Genomic DNA, 22,076 nt, shown 5'->3' with positions numbered 1-22,076 from the left:
TATAACGAGATGTCACGGAGGCGTGCTCTGTTGGCCGCACTTTATGTTTTAATAGTGATGATGTTGGGAAACAAAATCGTTAATCTCGCGAATAAAACGTTCATGTTCATCTTTCATAACTCTATGACTGCTGTGTTCAAAGAGAAGGTACGATGCATTTGGAAAAGATTCAGCCGTTTCTTCATTGGCTTTTGGGGGCGTGATCCAATCGTATTTTCCCGCAATGACAAGGACGGGAACGGTGACTTGCTTGTTACCCGGGATCAGATCCATCTCGCGCATAAAACCGTTGAAGCCTTTGTTTAAGGCTTAATAAGACCTTTTCGTATCCGGTCTTGGTTCCGTGCCTTCTTTTTGAACTTTCACCGAGTAGAAGGGTCCCATTAGCCTGTAAAACTCAGCCACTTCCTCATCGCTCTGAAAATCTCCGGCCCAGAGTTTTTCAGAAATAGCGATTTGCTCTGTTGTGCCGTGCGTTTCAACAAATTTTTTGGCTAGCGCCAGAAATTTGCCGGTGGCTGCTGAAGTTACAATCAACAATCCATAGAGATTCTGCTCATATTGAGCCGCATAGCTTTGTGCCACCATTCCACCATAAGAATGCCCCAATATCCATATTTTTTCCAAACCAAGGTATTGCCGGAGACTTTCAATGTCTTCGACATTTTGTTCCATTGTATATGTATCTGGATCTGCTTCCTCCGAGAAACCGGAGCCACGCTGATCGATATATATGAGTTGCATGGTCTGTTTTAATTCATCGAGGTAAGGCTTGAAAGCAACATGATTTCCGCCGGGACCCCCGTGGATGGCAAAGCAAGCGGGTTTGTGCCTGAGTTCCCGGCCAGAAACTTCGTATTCTGCGCCATCCACATCGAAATATAATTTAATTCCATTGATATGCGCATACATTATGAACACCTCAGTATCTATATTATAATAACATAAACAGGAAGGGCAATAGAAAGGATGTCTGGGGAATATGAAACGATTACTGGATTGCACGGCTTCAGATTTTGCTGAGATGAATGGCGCGCAGTTAAGACAAGCGATAGAAGCTTCAGAAGGCAGGGTGATGTTATCTGAGGTGATTGGTGCTACAACGCCATTATATCCCGGCTTGACGAATGCGGAATATGCGGCAGCTTTCGGTGCGGATATGATTTTACTGAACGTATTTGACGTTGATCAACCGAACATTCAAGGGCTTTCGGTGGACAACCCGCAGCATGTGATCACGGAGTTGAAAAAAGCGGTTGGCAGGCCGGTCGGAATTAATTTGGAACCGATTGATCCCGCCGCCGATCATTTGGAGACGCTTAACGCCTTGCCAAAAGGGCGAACGGCAGTCAGAGAATCATTGGAAAAGGTGAAAGAACTCGGTGTGGATTTTGTCTGCTTGACCGGCAATCCGAAAACAGGTGTGACAAACACAGCTATTTTAAAATCAATCAGAGAGGCAAAAGATATTTTCCGGGATGGCATCATGATCATTGCCGGCAAGATGCATGGTGCCGGTGTGAGAAATGAGTCAGGCGATGGGGTCGTAAGTAAGAATGCGGCAGCAGAATTCGCGCAAGCGGGTGCTGACGTTATCCTGCTTCCGGCTGTCGGCAGTGTGCCGGGGACGACACTTGCCAAGACAGAGGCGTTCGTGCAAGCTGCCCACGAACAAGGCGCACTGGCGTTAACAGCTATCGGCACAAGCCAGGAGGGAGCGACGAGGGAAACGATTCAACAAATCGCTCTGCAAAATAAAATGGCCGGTGCTGATATTCATCATATCGGCGACGCCGGGGAGCATGGCATGGCTGTACCGGAAAATATTATGGATTATTCAATAGCGATTCGCGGGAAAAGACATACATACGTCCGGATGGCGGGTTCGATTAACAGGTAAATGAAAAGATTTGGCCAACCAGAGAAGTAGGCAGTCTTATAACCTTTTTATTGTAAGAGTTTATTATTCATATTCCTTTTTAAATTCCTTCGTACTTCTTACTGTATCAATGGGACGGACCTGTTTTTTAATGTCTTCACGTTGGGATTCGTAGAATGGCGGTAACGATAACGTTTCTCCAAGCGTTTCGTACGGTTCATCGCCCATGAATCCGGGGCCATCGGTGGCAAATTCAAACAATATATGCGGAGCAACCTTCGCATATAATGATCCGAAATAATAGCGTTCCACATATCCGGAATTCGGCAAGTTGAATGTCTGCAATTGTTGCATCCATTCATCCAAATGCGCGCGGTCATTGACGCGGAAAGCCGCGTGGTGAACCGTTCCGTATCCTTGCCGTGCTTGCGGAAGAACGGTGTTGTACCCCACAATGACTTGGGCGCCGTTGCCGCCTTCGCCCACTTCAAATAGACGATATGAATCCTCTTTATCAATTTCTTCGAATAATAGGATCTTCTCCATCATTTCCTTGAAATATTCAACGTTATCAACGCGTACAAAGAGTGGTCCCAGCCCCGTAATCGCATATTCCACAGGGATCGGCCCCTTTTGCCACGGGGTGCCAAAAGCAACACCTTGATTGTGTTCATCAGAAATCAGCTGATATTGCTGGTCATCAAAGTCGACGAATGAAAGCGTCTTTTTGCCGAATTGCTCTTTGATGCCTTTGTGATTGACTTCCAGACGATCAAAACGTTTCTCCCAATAGTCCAATGCTTGATCGCTCGGCACACGGAAGGACGTTTTGAAAATCTCGTTCGTACCATGGGCACCCTTTGGAATCCCCGGGAAATCAAAAAATGTCATGTCTGTGCCCGGACTTCCTTCATCGTCCGCAAAAAATAGGTGATAAGTCTGAATGTCATCCTGATTCACTGTTTTTTTAACCAAACGCATACCTAAAACATACGTAAAAAATTCATAAATCTTCTCGGCACTGCTCGTAATGGCTGTAACGTGATGCATTCCTTTCAAATGTTCCATGGTCTATTCCTCCATTGTTAGAATTATCTCTATCTGGTTTCGGGCCAACATCGATGGACGCTTTTTACGGACAATTTTTGGCGTTTACTCAGTCGGTTTGTCCGTATGAACGCCTCTTTCGGACATATTTTTGCGGATCGCTCCCGGGTGTGTCCGAATGACCTTCCCATTCGGACAATTTGACTATTCATCCATTGGATTTGTCCGTATGGAGACGTGCGAACAGTTTATAATAATATCTCATAATCTTAAAGACAAGATAAATTTCACTCCATATTGACAAACGGCTGATGATACTCAAGTTCGCCTTTGATTCGTTTGACGATCACTTTGTCACCCTGGAGCCATTTGGCAAAGTCGAAAACGACGGGTCTTCGATCGGGGCCAATGACGAACCATGCCTTTAATTCGTTTGGAAAGTACATGGACGTGTGAATGGTCCCGGCGTCTGCGTCGTATTTTTTGGAAAAGACACCGTGAGTTGGATCGTTCATTACTTTAAAAGCTTGATAGGGGTTCATGGCATGTTGTTGCTGCTTCTGTATCGTTTGTTCGCGGTGACGTGTTTCTTCCTGGCGATAACGATTTTCTTCTTCCAGCAAGTGAAAGTGGTTCGTACAAACATTCGATCTTCGTGCCGCGACTTCTCTGGGTGAAGCTTCGACGACATAGGATGCGTCGGAAGGATCCAAAAGAACGTAGCTGAACGAATGTCTATGCGGAATGTCTTTTAACAAGGCAATGGCCTCATCTACGCTTGCGCAAGTCTCCAAAATAAGTCGGCCAATCATATTGCACAGAAACCCGTCACCTGATTTTTTGCTATGTGTGAAATTATAGCCCATGACGAGTTCCTTTTCATTCATGCCATCAATGCGCCCGGTTATTTGCATGGACGGGCCGATGACGGCAAGGCCTTGGTCGGTTGGCTCATATAATATATAACGTCCTTCATATCCCCGGGGATGACTATCGTAATTACAAACCATAAAGTTGGTATCGGTGAAAATGGAACAGCCACTTCGATTATATTGCAAATAATAACCGCCAAAGAGCCGGAATGCTTTTTCCATATCCATGTGAAGGGCGTCGGCAAGGCCGTGGATCTCGTTCAGTATAGCTGGTGCAAATGTTGACATGATCTCTTTATATGCTTCCGGATTGATCAAGAAATGACGATTTTTCCTCGGCTCCCATTGTTTTTCACGGTTAGGCAAGATGGGAGAGCTTTTAAGCCGTTCACCCTGGAAGTAACCGAAATCATAGTGGGTGCCTCTATATTGGATGACATCGCTATAAAACTGTTTCATTATATTCATTTCTCTGTGTATATTAAAACTCATTCCTATAGGGTCCCTTGATAGCCAAGCGCATGAGTTTTGTAGCCATGTACTTTGGGGAATATGGCATGTCCTTTTCCAGCCACCATCCAATGACGCCCCAAAAAGCTGAAACAATATACGCAATCAGGATTTCTTTGGGAACCGCAAGTTGATTTTCATCAGGTGCAATCACGTAAATGCCTTCCGAAACAAATTCCTCGATAACATCCATCATACGGGATGTGAAATGAGGCATCCTTTTTTCTGCCAAAACGACCTTAAAAAACTTATCAAAGGAAAAGTGGCCATTATTACAAGCGCTGCTAATGGGCAAGGGGCCTCAGAAGCTGTCTTGTTTGCAAAAGAAGGAGCTAAAGTAGTCGCGACGGATCTACAGGAAGAGCCGTTGCAAAAAGTTGTGGATGAAATCCAATCAAATGGCGGAGATGCAATGGCCATACAACATAATGTAGTATCAGAGGAAGAATGGCAATCAGTCGTTTCAAGAACAGTGGAAGCGTACGGCAAGGTTGACGTTCTTGTAAATAATGCCGGGGTGAGTGAGCCTAGAACCATACTGGATATGACTATGGAAGAGTGGAATAAGGTAATGGACATTAACCTGAACGGTTGTGTGTTAGGAATGAAATATACAATTCCCGAGATCCAAAAAGCGGGCGGAGGTTCTGTCGTCAATATTTCCTCAATCGGCGGTCTTGTTGGTATGACCGGAACCAGCCCATACACCGCAGCAAAAGGAGCGTTGCGCTCGTTATCGAAAGCTGCGTGAGTATGCGAAACAAAATGTCCGGGTCAACTCTGTTCATCCCGGCATTGTTTTGACCCCGATGATTGAGGAACACCTTGACGAACAATCGAAAGAATATTTTAAGGCCCTAACCCAATTGCCTCGTTTAGGTAAGCCGGAAGATATTTCTTACGGAGTTCTTTATTTGGCGTCTGATGAGTCTTCCTTCATGACGGGATCAGAAATGGTGATTGACGGCGGCTGGACTGCTCTTTGATAAACACTCGGTGTAGGGGATATTTTCTAATGATGGATAATTTAGTTTATGAAAAATGCATTGCTTAATTATGTAGATCTCTATGAAGGCTTTCTGGGGCCCTGACCGACGTTAAAAAGATATAAATGTACCATGTAGATTTGTTGTCTCATGTATTCGCGGTTATGAGTGCAGGTTAATGGGCAGGTAGTGATAACCTAGCTTGGGCGCGGTTTTCCCAAGCTAGGTTTTTCCATGCCCACCGCTTTTGATCCCTCTCATGGTTGCGTCACATAAAGGTTATAATAGTTATTCTTTGACTTTACCCACCTGTCTCCTCAACAAATGAAATGTTGTCGTCAAACCTGCGACAGAATTGAATTTTCCTTTTGTTGTTCTGAATGAACGAGCGCTCTACACTTAAGGTAAATGGAATGAATAAGGAGGGTTCAGATATGTCTGACAAAAAGAGTGTGCGTGCACGTGTTCAACGGTTTGGAAGTAACTTGAGCAGCATGATTATGCCTAACATCGGTGCATTTATTGCTTGGGGGATATTAACGGCAATTGCTGTGCCAACCGAAATTGGCATGTTGGAAGCGTTTGTCGATCCGATGGTCATGTATTTATTGCCCTTGCTAATTGCATTTGCCGGAGGGCGAATGCTTCATGATTTCCGCGGGGGTGTCGTCGGAGCAACCGCTGCAATGGGGGTGATCGTTGCGGCTGATATCCCGATGTTTATCGGAGCGATGGTAATGGGACCTCTCGGTGGCTATGTCATAAAGAAATTTGACCAGGCTATAGAGGATAAAACTCCAACTGGATTTGAAATGTTAGTCAATAACTTTTCCGCAGGGATTATCGGAGCCATTCTTGCATTGATTGGTTCAATTGGAATTGGTCCTGTCGTTCAAGGTGTTACAGCCGCCCTTGGCGCTGGGGTGGATGCGATGATTGCCATCGGCGCTCTACCACTTGTCTCTATCTTTATTGAACCTGCAAAGATTCTATTCTTAAACAACGCGATTAATCATGGCATTATCAGTCCGATAGCAACCAGTCAGGTGGCTGAATTCGGAGAATCAATGCTGTTCATGCTCGAAGCAAACCCTGGACCGGGAATTGGGATTTTAATTGCGTTTATGATATTTGGGAAAGGAGCAGCGAAGGCTTCTTCCTATGGTGCTGGGATTATTCAATTCTTCGGCGGGATTCATGAACTTTATTTCCCGTATGTTTTGATGAAGCCATTACTTATTGTAGCACTGATCGCAGGCGGTATGAGCGGGGTGTTCATGGTTACACTATTGGAAGTTGGCCTTACAAGTGTGCCGGCACCGGGAAGTATATTTTTGATACTGGCTTTTGCTTCTAGTGGCAGTCATCTCGGAGTAATCCTAGCTGTACTCGTTGCGGCTGCTGTATCTTTTGCTATTGCTGCACCGATTCTTAAGTTTGATCGCAAGGGCAAAGAGGAAAACATTGAAGAAGCACAAACAAAAATGGAAGATATGAAAGGTGAAAAAGACGCTATTTCTGTTACTGCTCCGGAACAAAAAAATTATAATGACATCTCATCCATTATCTTCGCATGTGATGCAGGAATGGGATCAAGCGCGATGGGTGCTTCGATTATGAAAGACCGTATCAAGAAAGCGGGAATTGAAGGTGTAGAGATAACGAACACTTCAATCAGTAATATTCCCGAGAGTGCTGATCTCGTCATTACGCATAAAGACTTAACAACGCGTGCGAAAGAGCAAAAACCGGATGCTATTCACGTATCCGTCGAAAACTTTATGAACAGTCCTCATTACAATGAAATTATTGAAGGCTTGACCAGTGATGAACAAGAGGAAGAGCACACTTCAACTGTAGAAAAAGAGATCAATAAGGTCGTTTTTGCGTGTGACGCAGGGATGGGTTCAAGCGCAATGGGTGCCTCGCTTTTGAAAGATAAATTCAAGAAAGCCGGTCTCACCGGGATTCAGGTTTCGAATACAGCAATAAGTGAAATCCCCGATGATGCGGATCTTGTTATAACGCATAAAGACCTTACTGATCGAGCGAGAGAACAAAAACCGGACGCAGAGCACATGTCCGTCGATAACTTCTTAAACAGTCCGAAATATGGAGATCTTGTCGAACGCTTGCAAAAATAAGAAAAGGAGGGTTTCATGTACATCACAGCCAGAGAACGCATTTTGCTGGAAATACTTGTCCATGCATCTTATGACGTCTCGCATGTGCAGCTCGCTGAAGCCACTTCTGTTAGTGTTCGCACCATTCAACGCGATCTTAAAGGATTGCAGCGTACCGTTCGGTTCTTTGGACTCAATCTTATTCGAAATAAAGATCAAACGATTTCTCTACAGGGGAATAAGGAGGAATTGCTGAATTATTTACAGTCGATGGAAACGACAGAATATACGACAGAGGAGCGGCAAGGATTACTGCTCGTAAGGTTGCTTAATTCAAAAGAACCTATTAAGTTGTTTTCGCTCGGCTCAGAACTCGGAGTGACAACGGCTACAGTAAGTGCAGATCTCGATAAAACATCTCGGTGGCTTGAGACGTACAGCCTTGAAATCATTCGAAAACGTGGTTATGGAATTGAAATACAGGGTTTGGAAACGAATAAGCGGAGGGCAATGAGTGGGGTTTTATCGAGTCATTTAACGGAAGAGGCTATTTATGAAGCGGTGTATGATAATGAGGTTCAGGGTCAAATAATCGAGCGGTTGTTGAACATCGTTGATACTGCGATGATCAAAGATGTTCTACTTACCGTCAGGCATGTGAAAGAAGAAAATTTTCCGCACATGGTCGACCAGTCGCTGATTGCCCTCATTGTTCATGCGACCCTTGTAATTGAACGGTTGCGCCAGGGTGAGCCAATCTATATGGATCAAGATCAGCTTGAGGCACTGGAACAAATGGAGGAATACACGCTTGCGGTTAAACTCGGACGAGCACTGGAAGAGGCATTCAGTATTGATCTTCCGCCTGAAGAAATAGGATATTTCGTCATGCATTTACGTGGAGCACGAATTAGCGGATCCAATGAAATTCCGTTTGAAGAGGTGAACGCTGAACTCATTGGTCGAATTAAGCAATTGATCAGAGGGGTGGAAGAGGAACTGAACGTCAAGTTATATGACCCTTCGTTGGTTCAGGATTTATTTGCTCATCTAAAGCCTGCCTTGTATCGCATCAGGCAGGAAATGAAGATCGCAAACCCGTTGCTGGATCGCTTAAAACAAAATTATGAAGAGCTATTCAATGTGACAAAAAGGCAGGCAGAGATCATTTTTTCGCCGCTGTTGATTCCTGAAGAAGAAATTGGCTTTATCGTACTTCATTTTGGTTCCACTCTAGAACGGAGTAAGCGTTCTGTGGAACTAAGTGCACTTGTTATTTGCCCGAGTGGAATTGGTTCGGCCAAGATGCTTGCAAGCCGGATTGAGCAGGAGTTTCCTGAAGTGAATTCCATAACAAATGTATCTATGTTTGAACTGGGCTCATACCAAATGAACAACTATGACCTCATCATCTCAACAGTGAAGATGGAAAACGAAAGGAACGCTTTTCACGTGAGCCCGGTACTCACAAAAGAAGAAGTTCGGGTCATTCGCTTATTTATCGATTCGCTTCAAGTGGAAAGGCCTACGGATATCGAGGAATTCCCTGAATATATAGAGAGAAGTCCGTTCGATGATATTGCGGAGTTAAGTGCGATGATGAAAGCATTTTTGCAGTCAATACATCTCTTCAGTTCACAAGCTGTATGGCAAGGCATTGAAAAAAGTATGCAATGGCTTGAGGGAAAAGGATACGTTACACGTTGGCAAGACGTTGCCCTTACGCTTCGCAATAGGGAGAAAGTCGGTGGTTTGGCGATCCCGGACACTGGACTGGTACTCTATCATGCCCGCTCCGAATCAGCAGTCACGCCTTTTTTTCTACTGATTGATTTAGAAGAAGAGATGAAACTCATGTCGATGGCAGATAAAAAAGAAATGGTTGAACGCATTATTCTCATGGTTGCACCTGCGTCATTGGAACGTTATAAACTTGAATTTATCAGTTATGTCAGTACTCTTTTAATTGGATCGAAACAACAGACTGATATATTCCAGAAAGGAAATCAACAAGAAGTTAAGCAAATGCTTGAAAAAGAATGCCGCGATTATCTTACGATGTTTATTCAAAAAGGGGAGGGACCATCATGATTTTAAAACCTGAAAACATCAAGCTAAAAAAATCCGTTGAATCAAGTGAGGGCGCGATTGAAGAAGCGGGGAAAATCCTCGTTGAAGAAGGTTATGTAAAAAAGAATTACGTTAACAAAATGTTCGAACGAGAAGAGGTTACATCAACCTATATGGGGAACTTACTTGCGATTCCACACGGGACAGAAAACTCGAAAGACGAGGTTTTCGAATCCGGTCTTTCAATTTTACTTCTCGATCAGGAGATCGATTGGGGAGGTAATCCTGTGCAGCTCGTCATAGGCATTGCGGGTAAAGATGATGACCATCTTGAAATCCTTTCAAAGATTGCAATTGCCTGTTCGGAAGAAGAAAATATACGTGCTTTGCTTCGATCAAACAGTGAAGAAGAGGTACTGAACTTCTTTTCCGAGGTGAATACGTAAATGGAAGCCGTTCATTTTGGTGCCGGAAACATTGGTCGAGGTTTTATCGGTTTACTCCTCCATCAGGCAGGCTATTCTGTCACTTTTGTCGATGTGAATGATGAAGTGATTAAAGCTTTGAAGGAAAGACGTAGTTACACTGTTCATGTTGCATCCGATGAACAATCATCGTATGAAGTGAACGCTGTTAATGGGTTGAATAGTAAAACAGAGGAAAAAAAAGTTTTTGAAGCAATTCGTAGTGCTGATATCATCACAACCGCTGTTGGTCCGGCAGCTTTACCGATGATTGCCCCGATCATTGCAAAAGGAATCAAAGGTCGTACGGATGGAAAATTAGTAAACATAATTGCTTGTGAGAATGCAATACGAGCGACATCAACGTTACGAAACGAGGTTTTTCAGTATTTGTCAGATGATGAAAAGCTTGAACTTGAAGGCGTTGTCGGATTTGCGGACGCAGCTGTTGACCGGATCGTGCCGAGTGTCGCGTCGGAAGATGTCCTTGAAGTAACCGTTGAGCCATTCTACGAATGGATCGTAGAGAAGTCGGGATTAATCGGTGATCATGTACAACTTGGGAAGGCAATGTTTGTAGATGACCTTGATGCTTATCTGGCTCGGAAGCTGTTTACCGTCAACACCGGTCATGCTGTCGCTGCTTATGCAGGTTATAGAGCAGGAAAGAAAAGCGTTCTGGATGCTTTGGCAGATAGAAGGATCGAAGCCCATGTTCGTGGTGCGCTAAAGGAGACCTCTAACCTGCTTGTCAATGATTACGGTTTTGAAGCAGGTATGCAGGCGATGTATATGGAGAAAATCATCGAGCGATACAAAAACCCTTATCTGCAAGACACTGTCTCACGCGTAGGCCGCGGACCAATTCGCAAGCTCGGTGCAAATGAACGCCTCGTAAAACCGGCGAAGGCGTTATGTGAAAAAGGGGAGAACCCGGAGTATTTGATCGGGACGATCATAAATGTGCTACATTTTCATGCAGAGAATGATGCGGAAAGTGAAAAAATGAAAAACATGATCAATGATAAAGGCATGTATGAGACTTTTCGCAGCATATCCGGATTGGATGAAAAACATCCATTAGCGATAGCAGTCAAAGAGAGGTTACAAGACTAAACCGTTTACTCTAACAGAAATTCGGTTAAAATACATCGATTTCTCGATGATATTCAAGTTCGCCTTTTAGGGTTTGACGATCACTTTTTACCTTGGAGCCACTTGCTGAAATCAAAAATGACTGGCTTACGGGATGATCCGATTGAAAGCCTGATACGGGAAGCAAAGGGTTTGAATTTGCTGAGGGGAAATTACCGGTTTCTTCACATCTCCGTGCATACGCCATTGATAATCTCGCGGCTGCTTAAAGTCGTTATTGTTTAAGAAAACGAGATAATTCTTAGTGAAAGTCTGTCCAGCCCGGCCGCCGGAATTAATCAACCTGGTTAAATTGGCCATGGACTTTGACGTTCCTTATACATTTTTAAGAGGATAAAATGTACAATTTACCGATCATGAGTGAATCGTTCAATGCACTTTTAAAGTCGATGGATCATCGGGATAGAGAGGAATGAAACCAATGGGAAAGAAAAAGAATGCCACTTGGGCAGAAGCCAAAAAACGATGCCGTCTGAATCAAGCTGACATACAAATGGCGAAGGAACTGGGGATGACACCGAAAAGCTTGTTGAAAAACATCCCTTCGCCTTCACAACAGTGGAAAGCACCTGTGAAGGTATGGGTTCGTGAATTATATGAGGAAAAGTTCGGGAGGCAACTCTCGAATGAGAACTCTAATTACTCACAGGATCGTAAAAAGAAGGGAGATCAGCACATCCCGGATGAGGATTTGCCTTTTTAATTATTGATGGATGACGGAACCTAAGACCTGCAAAAGAGTTCGCGCTGGCGATTCTTTTGCAGGTCGATGTCTTGTTCATTACTCATCAAGGTGTTCTTTGTTATCCATCAAGGTTTGCTGAATAGGGGCAAGATCATGGGTCATAAAAGCGGAAAATTTGGTTTTAATCGTTTTAAAAATATTCTCATAGTCGCTTTCTTCTTCAAAATTTTTGGGAAGGAATTCTCGTGTATAGATTGTTGGGTATTGAATGGAAAGCTTAGAGATTTTGCCTCAATGCTGGGTCTCCTGGACCAATTTTTAAATACAGAGTTAATTTATTGTTTTTGTTTTGAAACTCGAATAACAAGATGCGCTTGGAAGAAGTCCACCCATTCCCTCTATCGTCCACAATATACCTCCTGACCGTTGTTATGTATTGCTCTAAGAATAGTTTTATACGCTGGCTTAAGTTTTCTTCGTTTACGATCATCCCTTTTTCTATAATGTCAATGAGATGGTCGTAATCAAAGCTTAGCCAATTCTCTTCGTCACTAGGGGAAGCCCCATCCGGTGTTAAAAAAATAAAGAGTGGGCGGTAATGAGGGAACTCTTCTTGGATACTCTTGCGATATTTACGTAACTGATGATTTGATTCTGTACTCCAGACTTTATTCTCGATAACTATGACAAACCGATTCATTTCAGACACAGCCACTACATCTATATCTCTCCACTCTCTGCGAATCATGACATCATGGTAATCAAGTAAGGAGATCTCAAGAGGAGTGGCGTTCATACGATATACGAGTCAAGACTGTTCCAGCTGCGGGAAGCGTGTGAAAAAGGCTTTGTCCGTTCGCACGCATGTATGCAAGTCATGTAGGACCGTTTTAGATCGCGACCATAATGCGGCCATCAATATTGAAAAAGTTGGACTGGATCTTCTGGGTTTGTGTCCAACTGAATAAATAAATTATTTCGACTGTAGGGCAAGGTCCTGTCCGAGCACTATAAAACAAAGCCCTGGGAGATGATGTAAGACTTGGTTCACATAGAACAAAGCCATCGTCTATGAAAAGGGAAGCTCCATCAAAATCTTTGATTTAGGTGGAGAGGTTCACTGCTTTTTTTTAAATGATGTATTATTCGGGGTTGTTTTCGCGTCTGTTGCCGGCATTATGCTCTTTATCTCTCTTGATAGCCTGATTCCTGCCGCCAAGGCTTATAACCGGGAACATTCTTCAATCTACGGATTTGTATTGGGAATGGCCGTGATGGCGGTGAGTTTATTACTGTTGATGTGAGGAAATTTAATCGTTGTGCTTTGAGCAGATTTCAACGCTGTTAATGAGCCGGGCGATTTGCTCGGGTGACTGGTCCATATCATTCGCCAGCCATTGTTTGATGATGTTAATGCTCCCGCCGATAAGAAATGTGCTGGCGTATTCGGAAATGTCCGGGTCCATTTTGTTGTTTTCCGTCCAGCTTTTGACTAGGAATGTCCGCGCGACTTCCATGACTCTTCGCTCAAAGGAATGGTCGCTATTTTCATTGAGAAGCGTCTGGCAGATGTCGTACTTGGAGGCGATATACGCCAGCAGCCTCTCGGTCATTTGCAGTGATTCCTCTTCCTGGCTGAAATTGTATTGACTTAAATAGGCGTTTACATCGGCGATTATTTCCTCCTCTATTTGCTCCAGCAAATCAAAGGGATCGGTGTAGTGGGCGTAGAAAGTGGAGCGGTTGATATCGGCGTGTTCACAGATTTCTTTGACCGTGATGGCTGAGAGCTGTTTCGTTTTTAACAGACTCATTAAGCTCTCCTTGAGGACCATACGCGTATATTTCTTTCGGCGGTCGAGTTTTTCGTTCACCAATTCGTCACACTCTCTTTGCGAAGGTAGCCAACACTTTTTAATCATATGTTGGTTTGTATACGTATATTATAAAACTGTTTGTTGTAAATCCAACACAGTGTCTTATATAATATTAGCGTGTTTGGATGGATGATGCAAGAGAGGATGAACACTGATTGATTATCGAGCAAGCGTTTTAAAACATAGAAAATCGATTGTCATCACCTTTATGGCCCTTGCTCTCATCAGCGCGGTTGTGCAGTTTGCCGTCCCGATCAACCATGATATGATGGATTATCTGCCGGATGACGCCCCGTCTATGGAAGCGATGGACGTCATGGATGAAGCATTTGACGAAGAAGTGACCAATACACGCGTGATGATTAAAGACGTAAGCATTCAGGAAGCACTAACCTATAAAGAGGACCTGGAAGCGATTGATGGGGTAACTGACGTCATGTGGCTTGACGATGCAATGGATATGGCGACACCCATCGAGATGGCGGACGAGGATACTGTCAACACGTATTATCAGGACGATCATGCGCTCTTTTCCTTCCATATTGAGGAAGGGGAAGAAGTGGATACAACAGAGACCATCTACGAACTGATCGGCGAAGAAAACGCTATGGAAGGTGATGCCCTGGATACGGCGGTATCACAGGAGATGACCGGGCAGGAAGCGATGTTTGCCGCGGCTATTCTTATCCCCGTGATTATCGTGATTCTAACCCTGGCCACACGGTCATGGATCGAACCTGTCTTTTACCTGACAGCCATCGGCGTCTCCGTGTTGATCAATCTGGGTACGAACATATTTATCGGCGACATTTCCTTTATTACCCAGGCGGTGGCTCCGCTTCTGCAGCTTGCCGTGTCACTCGATTACGCGATATTCCTGCTCCATAGCTTTTCTAACTATCGAAAAGAAACAGAGGATCCAACGAAAGCCATGCAGCTTGCGATGAAAGAATCGTTTCCGGCCATTACTGCATGTGCGGCGACGACGTTTTTCGGTTTTATGGCGCTCATATTTATGGATTTTGAAATTGGCGCAGATCTGGGTTTTAATCTTGTCAAGGGGATCTTTTTCAGTTTTATCAGTGTCATCATATTTCTCCCCGCTTTGACGTTAATGTTTTACAAATGGATTGATAAGACAGAACATAAACCGTTACTGCCGAGCCGTCCGCAATTCGGGCAAAAGCTTCTGAAATTACGCATTCCCGCACTTATCGTCGTAATGCTCTTGATTGTTCCTGCTTTTCTGGCGCAGAGTCAGACCGATTTCATTTACGGGATGGGAGATCACCCGGAAGATTCACGAGCCGGGAGTGATGCCGAGGAAATTGAAGAAGCGTTCGGTCAGTTTACACCTGTTGTCTTGTTGGTACCCACTGGAGATCTCGCGCGGGAAGAAGCGTTTGTGGAGGAACTTGATAACTACGACGTGGTCGACAGCATCATTTCCTACGTCACCACTGTCGGGGCAGCCATACCGCCCGAATATCTTGACGAATCGGAAACTGAACAGTTCTTTTCCGATGATTACAGCCAGCTGATTTTAAACACGTCTACCGATACGGAAGGAGACGAGGCATTTGCTTTTGTGGAAGAAGTGAGGGGGATCGCTTCTGACTATTATGGTGATAAATATCATCTAACCGGGGAAAGTGCCACCCTCTATGATATGAAAGATATCGTCGAGCAAGATAATACGCTTGTGAATACTTTGACGATCATCGTGATCGGGACTATCCTGCTCATTACGTTCCGGTCGATCTCTTTTCCCGTCGTCCTGCTTTTGACGATTCAGGCGTCGGTATGGATCAATTTGGCGATTCCCTACTTTACCGGTTCCTCCCTCGTCTATATAGGGTATTTGATTATCAGTACGATTCAACTGGCCGCAACGGTCGATTACGGGATATTATTAACGGAAAACTATAATGAAAATCGAAAAGAAATGAGTGCGATGGACGCGATTAAGAAAAGTCTAAATGAAAAGATTTTCCCGATTTCCGTGTCTGCGGCCATCTTGGCCAGCGTCGGTTTTATCCTCTGGGTAACATCAACAGACCCCATCGTTGCATCCATCGGGCTTTTGTTGGGAAGAGGGGCGTTACTCGCGTTTCTTATGGTCGTTCTCTTACTGCCGGGCTTGCTGCTTATGCTTGACCGAGTGATTGAAAAAACAACGTGGAAACCGAAATTCTATAAAGGGGGGAAATGATGTGCGAGCTCTAAAATTCGTTATGGTGGGTGCCTTTCTCATGTTTGCCGCATTGCCTGCAACCACCGCTTCATCCAATGAAGATTCCGGCGAATATTCCTCCAAGGATGAAACTGTATATGGGAACTTGGAGACGGATGGCACACTGCAGGGTATGTATGTGGTGAACACTTTCCATGTTACAGAAGCCGGTGAATTCGTGGATCACGGCGATTACGTCGGCATCCGGAATTTAACGAATTTAGCTGACATGGAACGGGCCGAGGACACCGTTCATTTTCAAGCTGAAGAAGGCGAATTTTATTACCAAGGGGAAATGGACGACGAGGAGCTCCCCTGGGATATTAACGTCACTTATTTATTGGACGGAGAAGAAGTCGCCCCGGATGATTTAGCCGGGGAAGACGGCTCCCTTGAAATTCAAATAGCCACTTCCGCCAATGAGAATGTTGATCCGTTGTTTTTCGAAAATTATATGTTGCAAATATCGCTGACACTGGATCCTTCAATTTTTGCTGATATTCAGGCGCCTGAAGGAACGAAAGCAACCGAAGGTCAAAATCAACTCATTACGTTTACCGGCATGCCGGAACAAGAAGAAGAATTTATAGTCTCTGCTAATGTCACCGATTTAGAGATGGACCCGATTGACATTTCGGCCTCGCCGGCATCGATGCCGTTGGATGACCCTGATTTGGGTGGCATGGAAGAAGACATGCAGTCCCTCTCCGATGCCATAAGTGAAGTGAATGATGGCGTCAGCGCATTGAATAACGGCATTTCCGACCTTAATACAGGGGCAGAAGAGTTAAACGAGGGTTCCAGTGAATATCAAGCCGGAATTGATGAACTTGATCAATCTTCCGAGGAACTGGTTGCTGGCTCTCGAGAGATTCGCGATGCTTTGCAGGATGTGAGCGAATCTGTTCAGGAAGGACCCGACATGCCGGATGTTAGCGAGCTTGAAGCTTTGCCGCAAGGGATTGGTGAACTGGCAGATGGCTTACATGAGGCCGCGGACGGTTTGGATGAACTGAAAGAGAATTATGATGAAGCCTATGGTCAACTCGATGAAGCCATGACGGGGATTCCGGACGATGATGTCAGTGAAGAACAGATAGAGTCGTTATATGAAAGCGATGCGGACCCGGAAGCGGTAGATCAATTAGTCGAAACGTATGCCGCTGCACGCGAGGCCAAAGAAACGTATGATGCCGTTAATGAAGCGTTTACTTCCGTGACGGGGACATTGGAGCAAATCTCCGGCTCAACAAGGGAGACAGCCGACAATATAGAAACGACGACTGCCGAAATCGAGAGTGCGATGGAAAATATGGATGAGCTGGACGAACTGGATGCCCTGGCGGAGTTACAAGAAGGGATATCCACCATGTCCTCCGAGTATGAAGCGTTTCATGATGGATTAGTGGAATATACCGATGGTGTCAGTGAATTGGCGGATTCATATGAGGAACTTGATACCGGCATTCAGGAATTCGATGAAGGAATGACGGCTATGGAAGAGGGGGCAAGTGAGCTCGAGGACGGAACCGAGGAACTGCAGGAAGAGACCAGTGATTTGCCTGGCGAAATGCAGTCAGAAGTGGATGAAATGATGGACGAATACGATGCGTCAGATTTTGAGCCTGCCTCTTTTGTATCGGATGAAAATGAGGATGTCGAGATTGTGCAATTCGTGCTGGAAACCGAAAGCATTGAAAGCGAAGAACCGGAAACCACAACTGATGAAGAAGAGGAAGAAAGAGGCTTTTGGGAACGCTTTTTGGACCTTTTTCGATAAAGAAAACTTGGCTTATCGCCAAGCCTTTAAGGCGATAAGCCTTAGTTGCACTTATGCAGGGTAAGAAAGGAAACCCGCATCCTGCCATTGAATGCGGGTTTTTACATTTTTTTTAGTCGTGTTTTCTCACGTTATGGACCCATGCTCGGTCCTGATCCATCATTTTTTTAGCCGCGTAAACGAGTATAATCTGAATAGCGATAATCGGTATGCCCATAATACCGGAAAGCACTTCCAATGGTTCTAAACCGCCGACGTTCATGAGGCTGAGTGCGAGCACTGTAATGACAATGGCGACGACGATGCGCAAATTTCTCGGAGGGGCTTGTTTACTCATGTCTCTTGTCGTTGTGTAGGTCGCGATGGTGTAGGTTGTTGAATCCATGGTGGTGACCATGAATATCGTGGCCATGACGACAAACAAAGCAATGATGATCGCTGAGAACGGCAGTGTATCGAGGATCGCCGGTATCAATGCATCCTCGCCCTGTTCCTGTAAAATATCCATGACCTGAACATCACCGGTCAGGTATCTATGCACGCCAAGCCCGCCGAGAAGGCCAGTGGCTATCCAGGAGATGACCGCGGGAGCCAAAAAGTAGGTCATAATCATTTCCTGTATGGTTCTGCCTTTGGAGATGACGGCGGCGAATACGCCGTGCAGCATCGCCCATGTCGCATTGTAGGCAAACCAAAAGACCGTATGACTCTCAATGTGGGTGCCTCCCTCCAGATCTAAAGAGTGCGTATAAAGGGAGAAATCAAGATAATTTGAGAATAGATAACGAATAGAGTCTGTAAAGTAATCAAGGATAAATAACCCGGGCCCAACCAAAAGGAGAAAGACCGAAAATATCCCCGCCAGATACATATTCAGGGTACTTAGCCGTTTGATGCCTTTATCTATACCGACGTAAGCACTTATCGAAAATAACAACACCCAAATGACGGTAACGGCCAATGTAAACGGAAACGTCACTTCAATATTTAATAGTTCAGCAAGATTATAAGTCACAATCGGCGTCCCTAAGCCTAGCGTGACGGCAGCGCCCGCAAGTATACTGATCATAAAAAGGATATCCAGTAAAATGCCGCCGATACCGTCTGTGAATTTATCGCCGAACAACACCCGACAGGCTTCGGAGATCCGCATTTTCGGTTTTTTGCGAACATGAATAAGGTAACCCATAGCAGGAGCGATCATGACGAAGATGGCAAATGTCTGGAACGTCCATAAAAACATACTATAGGAATTGGCTGCCAGCAAAGCTTCCATTGACTCCGCTTCAAGCCCAAAAGGCGGATCGGAGGCGACTTGTGTCCACTGGACCATCCCCGTACGCATAATCGTTGCTCCCAGTCCCATGGCAATGAGAAGGGAGGCATATTCAAACAAAGTAAATCTTGGCTGCTCTCCCGGTTCTCCCAAAACGACCTTGCCATATTTGGAAAAAGACAAGTAAAAACCGGCTACAACGAGGAAAATGGCGTACCATATGTAACCCCATTTGAAAGAATCCACAATCGTATTAAAGATATTGTCCAATAATGCCATCGATTCATCGGTATAAAGGGCAAAAAGTGCACTGACGATCCCAATGATGATCAAAGAAGGAAAAAAGATTTTACTATTAAGAATCGAGCGTTTGTTGCTTGAGCTACTTTTCATACTTAGTCCTCCATCGCTAAGATTTGAACACTTCTGTATTGTGATACCCAAATACCCAAGATGCTATTGGCATTAAACGTAAATGGTTGGCGATTTTATTTTGTAAAGTTGAAAAAATTGACTTGAAGTTTAAAAAATAAATTGATAGAATAATAAAAGCGCTTACAGCAAGGAAGTGAATGCGATTGTCCCTACGCGAGCGAAAGATTGCCAAGAAAAAGGAAGATATTTTACGTTCAGCCGCCAAGCTATTATCTGAAAAAGATGATCACAAAACGACGATGGAAGACATTGCAGCTGAACTTTTAATGACGAAGGGGTCTATCTATTATTATTTTAAAAACAAAGAAGATCTTCTTTATCAGTGTCATACGATGATTCTCGAGCAAAGCATCGAGCGCATAGAAAAGATATCCCTAACCGATGGGTCACCGGCGGATAAGCTGAAAAAAGCGATGACGGAACATATTCAATTTGCCATTCAGGAAAAATCGCTATTTAACATTATGGTCAACCCGGAACAGTCGTTATCTGCGCACTATTTGGAAGACGTTAAGAAAAAGAGAGCCCAATATGAAAAGTATTTCGATCAATTCATTGCTGAAGGCATTGCATCAGGTGATTTCCCCTCTTTGGATACAAAAATGGTAAGGATGATTATTCTGCCTGCCTTGAATGGGGTGAACCAGTGGTATTCGCCGCGAGGGGAAAAGGATGAGAGGGAGATCGCCGAGCTGATGTCAAACTATTTATTAAGGATTCTTGTATAAGGGAGAGGTCGAAACCAATGAGGGAAGCCGTGATTGTAGAGGCGGTCAGGACGCCGGTAGGAAAGCGGGACGGCGGATTAAGCGGGATACGGGCGGACGAATTGGCTGCAGAACCATTGAAAGAACTCGTGAAGCGGGCAGACATTTCAGCGGGTGAGATTGAGGATGTCATATACGGGTGTGTGTCGCAAGTCGGGGAGCAAGCCTTTGATGTTGCGCGCATGGCCGCCTTGATGGCCGATTACCCGGCGCAAGTCCCGGGCACGACCATTGACCGCCAATGCGGCTCCAGCCAACAGGCGGTGCATTTTGCCGCCCAGGCGATTTTGAGCGGGGATATGGATGTTGTCGTCGCAGGGGGAATAGAGAATATGTCGCGCGTGCCCATAGGTTCCAATATGAAGGGCACACCTTTTAGTGAGGCTTTAACATCCCGCTATGAAATGATTAATCAAGGCTTGTCCGCGGATCGAATTGCTGATAAATGGGGCTTCAGCCGAGATCAATTGGATGAATTTTCCCTGGAAAGCCACGAAAAAGCGGTGATTGCCCAAAAAGAAGGAAGGTTTGAGCGGGAGCTTATGCCCGTTGCAACAACGAAAGAAGACGAAGGACCGCGCGCGGATACAAATCTTGAAAAACTTCACGGATTGAAACCGGCTTTTAAGGAAGACGGAAAAATCACGCCCGGCAATGCGAGCCAGATTAGCGATGGCGCATCAGCCGTTTTGCTCATGTCCAGGGAAAAAGCTGAAGCGCTTGGGCTGCAGCCGCGCTTTCGCGTCGTGGCTCGCTCTGTTGTTGGTGACGATCCGACGTTGATGTTGACGGCGCCGATCCCCGCGACTTCCATGGTGTTGCAAAAAGCCGGGCTCAACATCTCAGATATCGATATTTTTGAAGTAAATGAAGCGTTCGCCTCCGTTCCATTGGCGTGGCTTCAGGAAACCGGGGCTGATCCGCAGAAATTAAACGTGAATGGCGGAGCGATTGCTATCGGTCATCCGCTCGGTGCCAGCGGCACGCGCTTGCTATGTACGATGTTATCGGAAATGGAACGAGCCGGGTTGCGATACGGCTTACAGACGATGTGTGAAGGGCATGGGATGGCAAACGCCACGATTATCGAACGACTAGACTGAAATGAGCGTAAAGGAGATGATCCAGATGCAAATGCAGGGTTCTACAGCGGTCGTCACCGGCGGTGTTTCCGGCCTTGGTGAAGCGACGGTAAGAAAGGTGGTTGCCGATGGTGGCAACGCGGTTATTTTTGATCTGCAGGAGGAGAAAGGGGCAAGCCTGGCCGCAGACCTCGGTGAGCCAGTTCGTTTCGTCAAAACGGATGTAACGAGTGAAGACAGTGTGCAGGCAGCCGTTAATGAAGCGATTGAAGCTTTTGGAAGGATTGATGTCGTTGTTAATTGTGCGGGAATAAGCGCCGCGGATAAAACCGTTAGCGGAAAGGGACCGCATGATCTTGGTTCTTTTGCCAATGTCATTCAGGTGAACTTGATAGGCACGTTTAATGTGATCCGTCTGGCAGCGGAGAAAATGGCGGAAAACGATGCAAACGAAGAAGGAGAACGGGGCGTGATCGTGAATACGGCGTCTGTCGCCGCTTATGAGGGACAAATCGGGCAGGCCGCTTACAGCGCGTCAAAAGGCGGCATTGTCGGGATGACCCTTCCGATCGCCAGGGATCTGTCGAAACACGGCATCCGTGTGATGACGATAGCCCCGGGTCTGTTTGACACGCCATTGTTTGCCGAGCTGCCGGAGAAAGCGAGAACAGCTCTCGGTGACATGACCCCTTTTCCCCAGCGGCTTGGACATGTAAAAGAATACGCCCAACTCGCAGGGAACATTATTGAGAATCCGATGCTCAACGGGGATGTCATTCGTCTCGACGGGGCGATCCGGATGCAGCCGAAGTGATATTACAATGAATGGAGGAGG

At 45.3% G+C, this 22,076-nt stretch carries 17 protein-coding genes and 4 pseudogenes; 14 read left to right on the top strand and 7 right to left on the bottom strand.

Going from position 1 to position 22,076, the window contains the following annotated elements; all coding sequences use genetic code 11:
- Positions 1–48 precede the first annotated feature (48 nt).
- A pseudogene (locus tag BLS58_RS10615) lies at positions 49–912 on the bottom strand (alpha/beta fold hydrolase).
- 70 nt (positions 913–982) lie between these two features.
- Here BLS58_RS10615 and BLS58_RS10610 point away from each other — a divergent pair.
- Positions 983–1,900 carry a DUF7916 family protein gene (locus BLS58_RS10610; protein ID WP_090398720.1) on the top strand — a complete coding sequence of 306 codons (918 nt, stop codon included), beginning with the start codon at positions 983–985 and terminating at the stop codon, positions 1,898–1,900.
- Positions 1,901–1,963: 63 nt separating this feature from the next.
- Here BLS58_RS10610 and BLS58_RS10605 read toward each other — a convergent pair whose 3' ends face one another.
- The 3 genes from BLS58_RS10605 to BLS58_RS10595 all read right to left on the bottom strand — a co-directional run bounded on the left by BLS58_RS10605 (position 1,964) and on the right by BLS58_RS10595 (position 4,501).
- Positions 1,964–2,947: a ring-cleaving dioxygenase gene (locus BLS58_RS10605; protein WP_090398718.1), complete on the bottom strand. Its 984-nt coding sequence runs from the start codon at positions 2,945–2,947 to the stop codon at positions 1,964–1,966.
- A 266-nt stretch (positions 2,948–3,213) separates the two neighbouring features.
- Entirely contained in the window at positions 3,214–4,257 is a 1,044-nt protein-coding gene (locus BLS58_RS10600; protein WP_090398819.1) for a C45 family autoproteolytic acyltransferase/hydrolase, read from the bottom strand.
- Positions 4,258–4,279: 22 nt separating this feature from the next.
- Positions 4,280–4,501, bottom strand: a complete 222-nt coding sequence (locus BLS58_RS10595) for a TetR-like C-terminal domain-containing protein (protein ID WP_245723142.1) — start codon at positions 4,499–4,501, stop codon at positions 4,280–4,282.
- Positions 4,502–4,516: 15 nt separating this feature from the next.
- Here BLS58_RS10595 and BLS58_RS10590 point away from each other — a divergent pair.
- From BLS58_RS10590 to BLS58_RS10565, 6 genes and pseudogenes are all read left to right on the top strand, one after another.
- Positions 4,517–5,294: pseudogene (locus BLS58_RS10590) on the top strand (SDR family NAD(P)-dependent oxidoreductase).
- Between the two features lie 434 nt (positions 5,295–5,728).
- Positions 5,729–7,438 (top strand): PTS mannitol transporter subunit IIBC, encoded by a 1,710-nt coding sequence (locus BLS58_RS10585; RefSeq protein WP_090398716.1) that lies wholly within the window; start codon positions 5,729–5,731, stop codon positions 7,436–7,438.
- A 15-nt stretch (positions 7,439–7,453) separates the two neighbouring features.
- Positions 7,454–9,508: a BglG family transcription antiterminator gene (locus BLS58_RS10580; protein WP_090398714.1), complete on the top strand. Its 2,055-nt coding sequence runs from the start codon at positions 7,454–7,456 to the stop codon at positions 9,506–9,508.
- The gene (locus tag BLS58_RS10575; RefSeq protein WP_425433688.1) at positions 9,502–9,933 is read left to right on the top strand and encodes a PTS mannitol transporter subunit IIA; all 432 of its coding nucleotides are present in this window, start codon (positions 9,502–9,504) and stop codon (positions 9,931–9,933) included. Before BLS58_RS10580 ends, BLS58_RS10575 begins: the two co-directional genes overlap by 7 nt.
- The gene (locus BLS58_RS10570; RefSeq protein ID WP_090398710.1) at positions 9,934–11,067 is read left to right on the top strand and encodes a mannitol-1-phosphate 5-dehydrogenase; all 1,134 of its coding nucleotides are present in this window, start codon (positions 9,934–9,936) and stop codon (positions 11,065–11,067) included.
- A 460-nt stretch (positions 11,068–11,527) separates the two neighbouring features.
- The gene (locus BLS58_RS10565; protein WP_090398708.1) at positions 11,528–11,809 is read left to right on the top strand and encodes a hypothetical protein; all 282 of its coding nucleotides are present in this window, start codon (positions 11,528–11,530) and stop codon (positions 11,807–11,809) included.
- A gap of 259 nt (positions 11,810–12,068) precedes the next feature.
- Here the strand turns inward: BLS58_RS10565 and BLS58_RS10560 are convergent, their stop codons facing one another.
- The gene (locus BLS58_RS10560) at positions 12,069–12,506 is read right to left on the bottom strand and encodes a PD-(D/E)XK nuclease family protein (RefSeq protein ID WP_245723138.1); all 438 of its coding nucleotides are present in this window, start codon (positions 12,504–12,506) and stop codon (positions 12,069–12,071) included.
- Between the two features lie 85 nt (positions 12,507–12,591).
- Here BLS58_RS10560 and BLS58_RS10555 point away from each other — a divergent pair.
- Positions 12,592–12,759 (top strand): annotated as a pseudogene (locus BLS58_RS10555) (zinc ribbon domain-containing protein); the annotation flags it as partial.
- A gap of 159 nt (positions 12,760–12,918) precedes the next feature.
- A pseudogene (locus BLS58_RS18005) lies at positions 12,919–13,095 on the top strand (zinc transporter ZupT); the annotation flags it as partial.
- 6 nt (positions 13,096–13,101) lie between these two features.
- Here the strand turns inward: BLS58_RS18005 and BLS58_RS10545 are convergent.
- The gene (locus tag BLS58_RS10545) at positions 13,102–13,665 is read right to left on the bottom strand and encodes a TetR/AcrR family transcriptional regulator (RefSeq protein WP_090398816.1); all 564 of its coding nucleotides are present in this window, start codon (positions 13,663–13,665) and stop codon (positions 13,102–13,104) included.
- A 211-nt stretch (positions 13,666–13,876) separates the two neighbouring features.
- On the opposite strand from BLS58_RS10545, the gene BLS58_RS10540 reads away from it, so the two are divergent.
- Both BLS58_RS10540 and BLS58_RS10535 read left to right on the top strand, forming a co-directional pair.
- Positions 13,877–15,880, top strand: coding sequence for an efflux RND transporter permease subunit (locus BLS58_RS10540; protein ID WP_090398704.1), 2,004 nt, complete (start codon positions 13,877–13,879; stop codon positions 15,878–15,880).
- Between the two features lies 1 nt (position 15,881).
- The gene (locus BLS58_RS10535) at positions 15,882–17,681 is read left to right on the top strand and encodes a coiled-coil domain-containing protein (protein ID WP_245723137.1); all 1,800 of its coding nucleotides are present in this window, start codon (positions 15,882–15,884) and stop codon (positions 17,679–17,681) included.
- A 112-nt stretch (positions 17,682–17,793) separates the two neighbouring features.
- On the opposite strand, the gene BLS58_RS10530 is transcribed toward BLS58_RS10535, so the two are convergent.
- Positions 17,794–19,350, bottom strand: a complete 1,557-nt coding sequence (locus BLS58_RS10530; RefSeq protein WP_090398702.1) for a BCCT family transporter — start codon at positions 19,348–19,350, stop codon at positions 17,794–17,796.
- 179 nt (positions 19,351–19,529) lie between these two features.
- Here BLS58_RS10530 and BLS58_RS10525 point away from each other — a divergent pair, with 179 nt between their 5' ends.
- From BLS58_RS10525 to BLS58_RS10515, 3 genes are read left to right on the top strand one after another with little or no spacing between them, the layout of a single operon-like run.
- Complete coding sequence (locus BLS58_RS10525; RefSeq protein ID WP_090398700.1) at positions 19,530–20,120, top strand: TetR/AcrR family transcriptional regulator; 591 nt, start codon at positions 19,530–19,532, stop codon at positions 20,118–20,120.
- A 17-nt stretch (positions 20,121–20,137) separates the two neighbouring features.
- Entirely contained in the window at positions 20,138–21,262 is a 1,125-nt protein-coding gene (locus tag BLS58_RS10520) for a thiolase family protein (RefSeq protein WP_090398698.1), read from the top strand.
- Positions 21,263–21,287: 25 nt separating this feature from the next.
- A complete protein-coding gene (locus BLS58_RS10515) occupies positions 21,288–22,055 on the top strand; it encodes a 3-hydroxyacyl-CoA dehydrogenase (protein WP_090398696.1) in 768 nt (255 codons plus the stop codon).
- The last annotated feature ends 21 nt before the right edge of the window (positions 22,056–22,076 follow it).

Source organism: Natribacillus halophilus, assembly GCF_900100185.1.
Classification (GTDB): domain Bacteria; phylum Bacillota; class Bacilli; order Bacillales; family Marinococcaceae; genus Natribacillus; species Natribacillus halophilus.
This window is presented reverse-complemented; position numbering and strand designations above follow the sequence as displayed.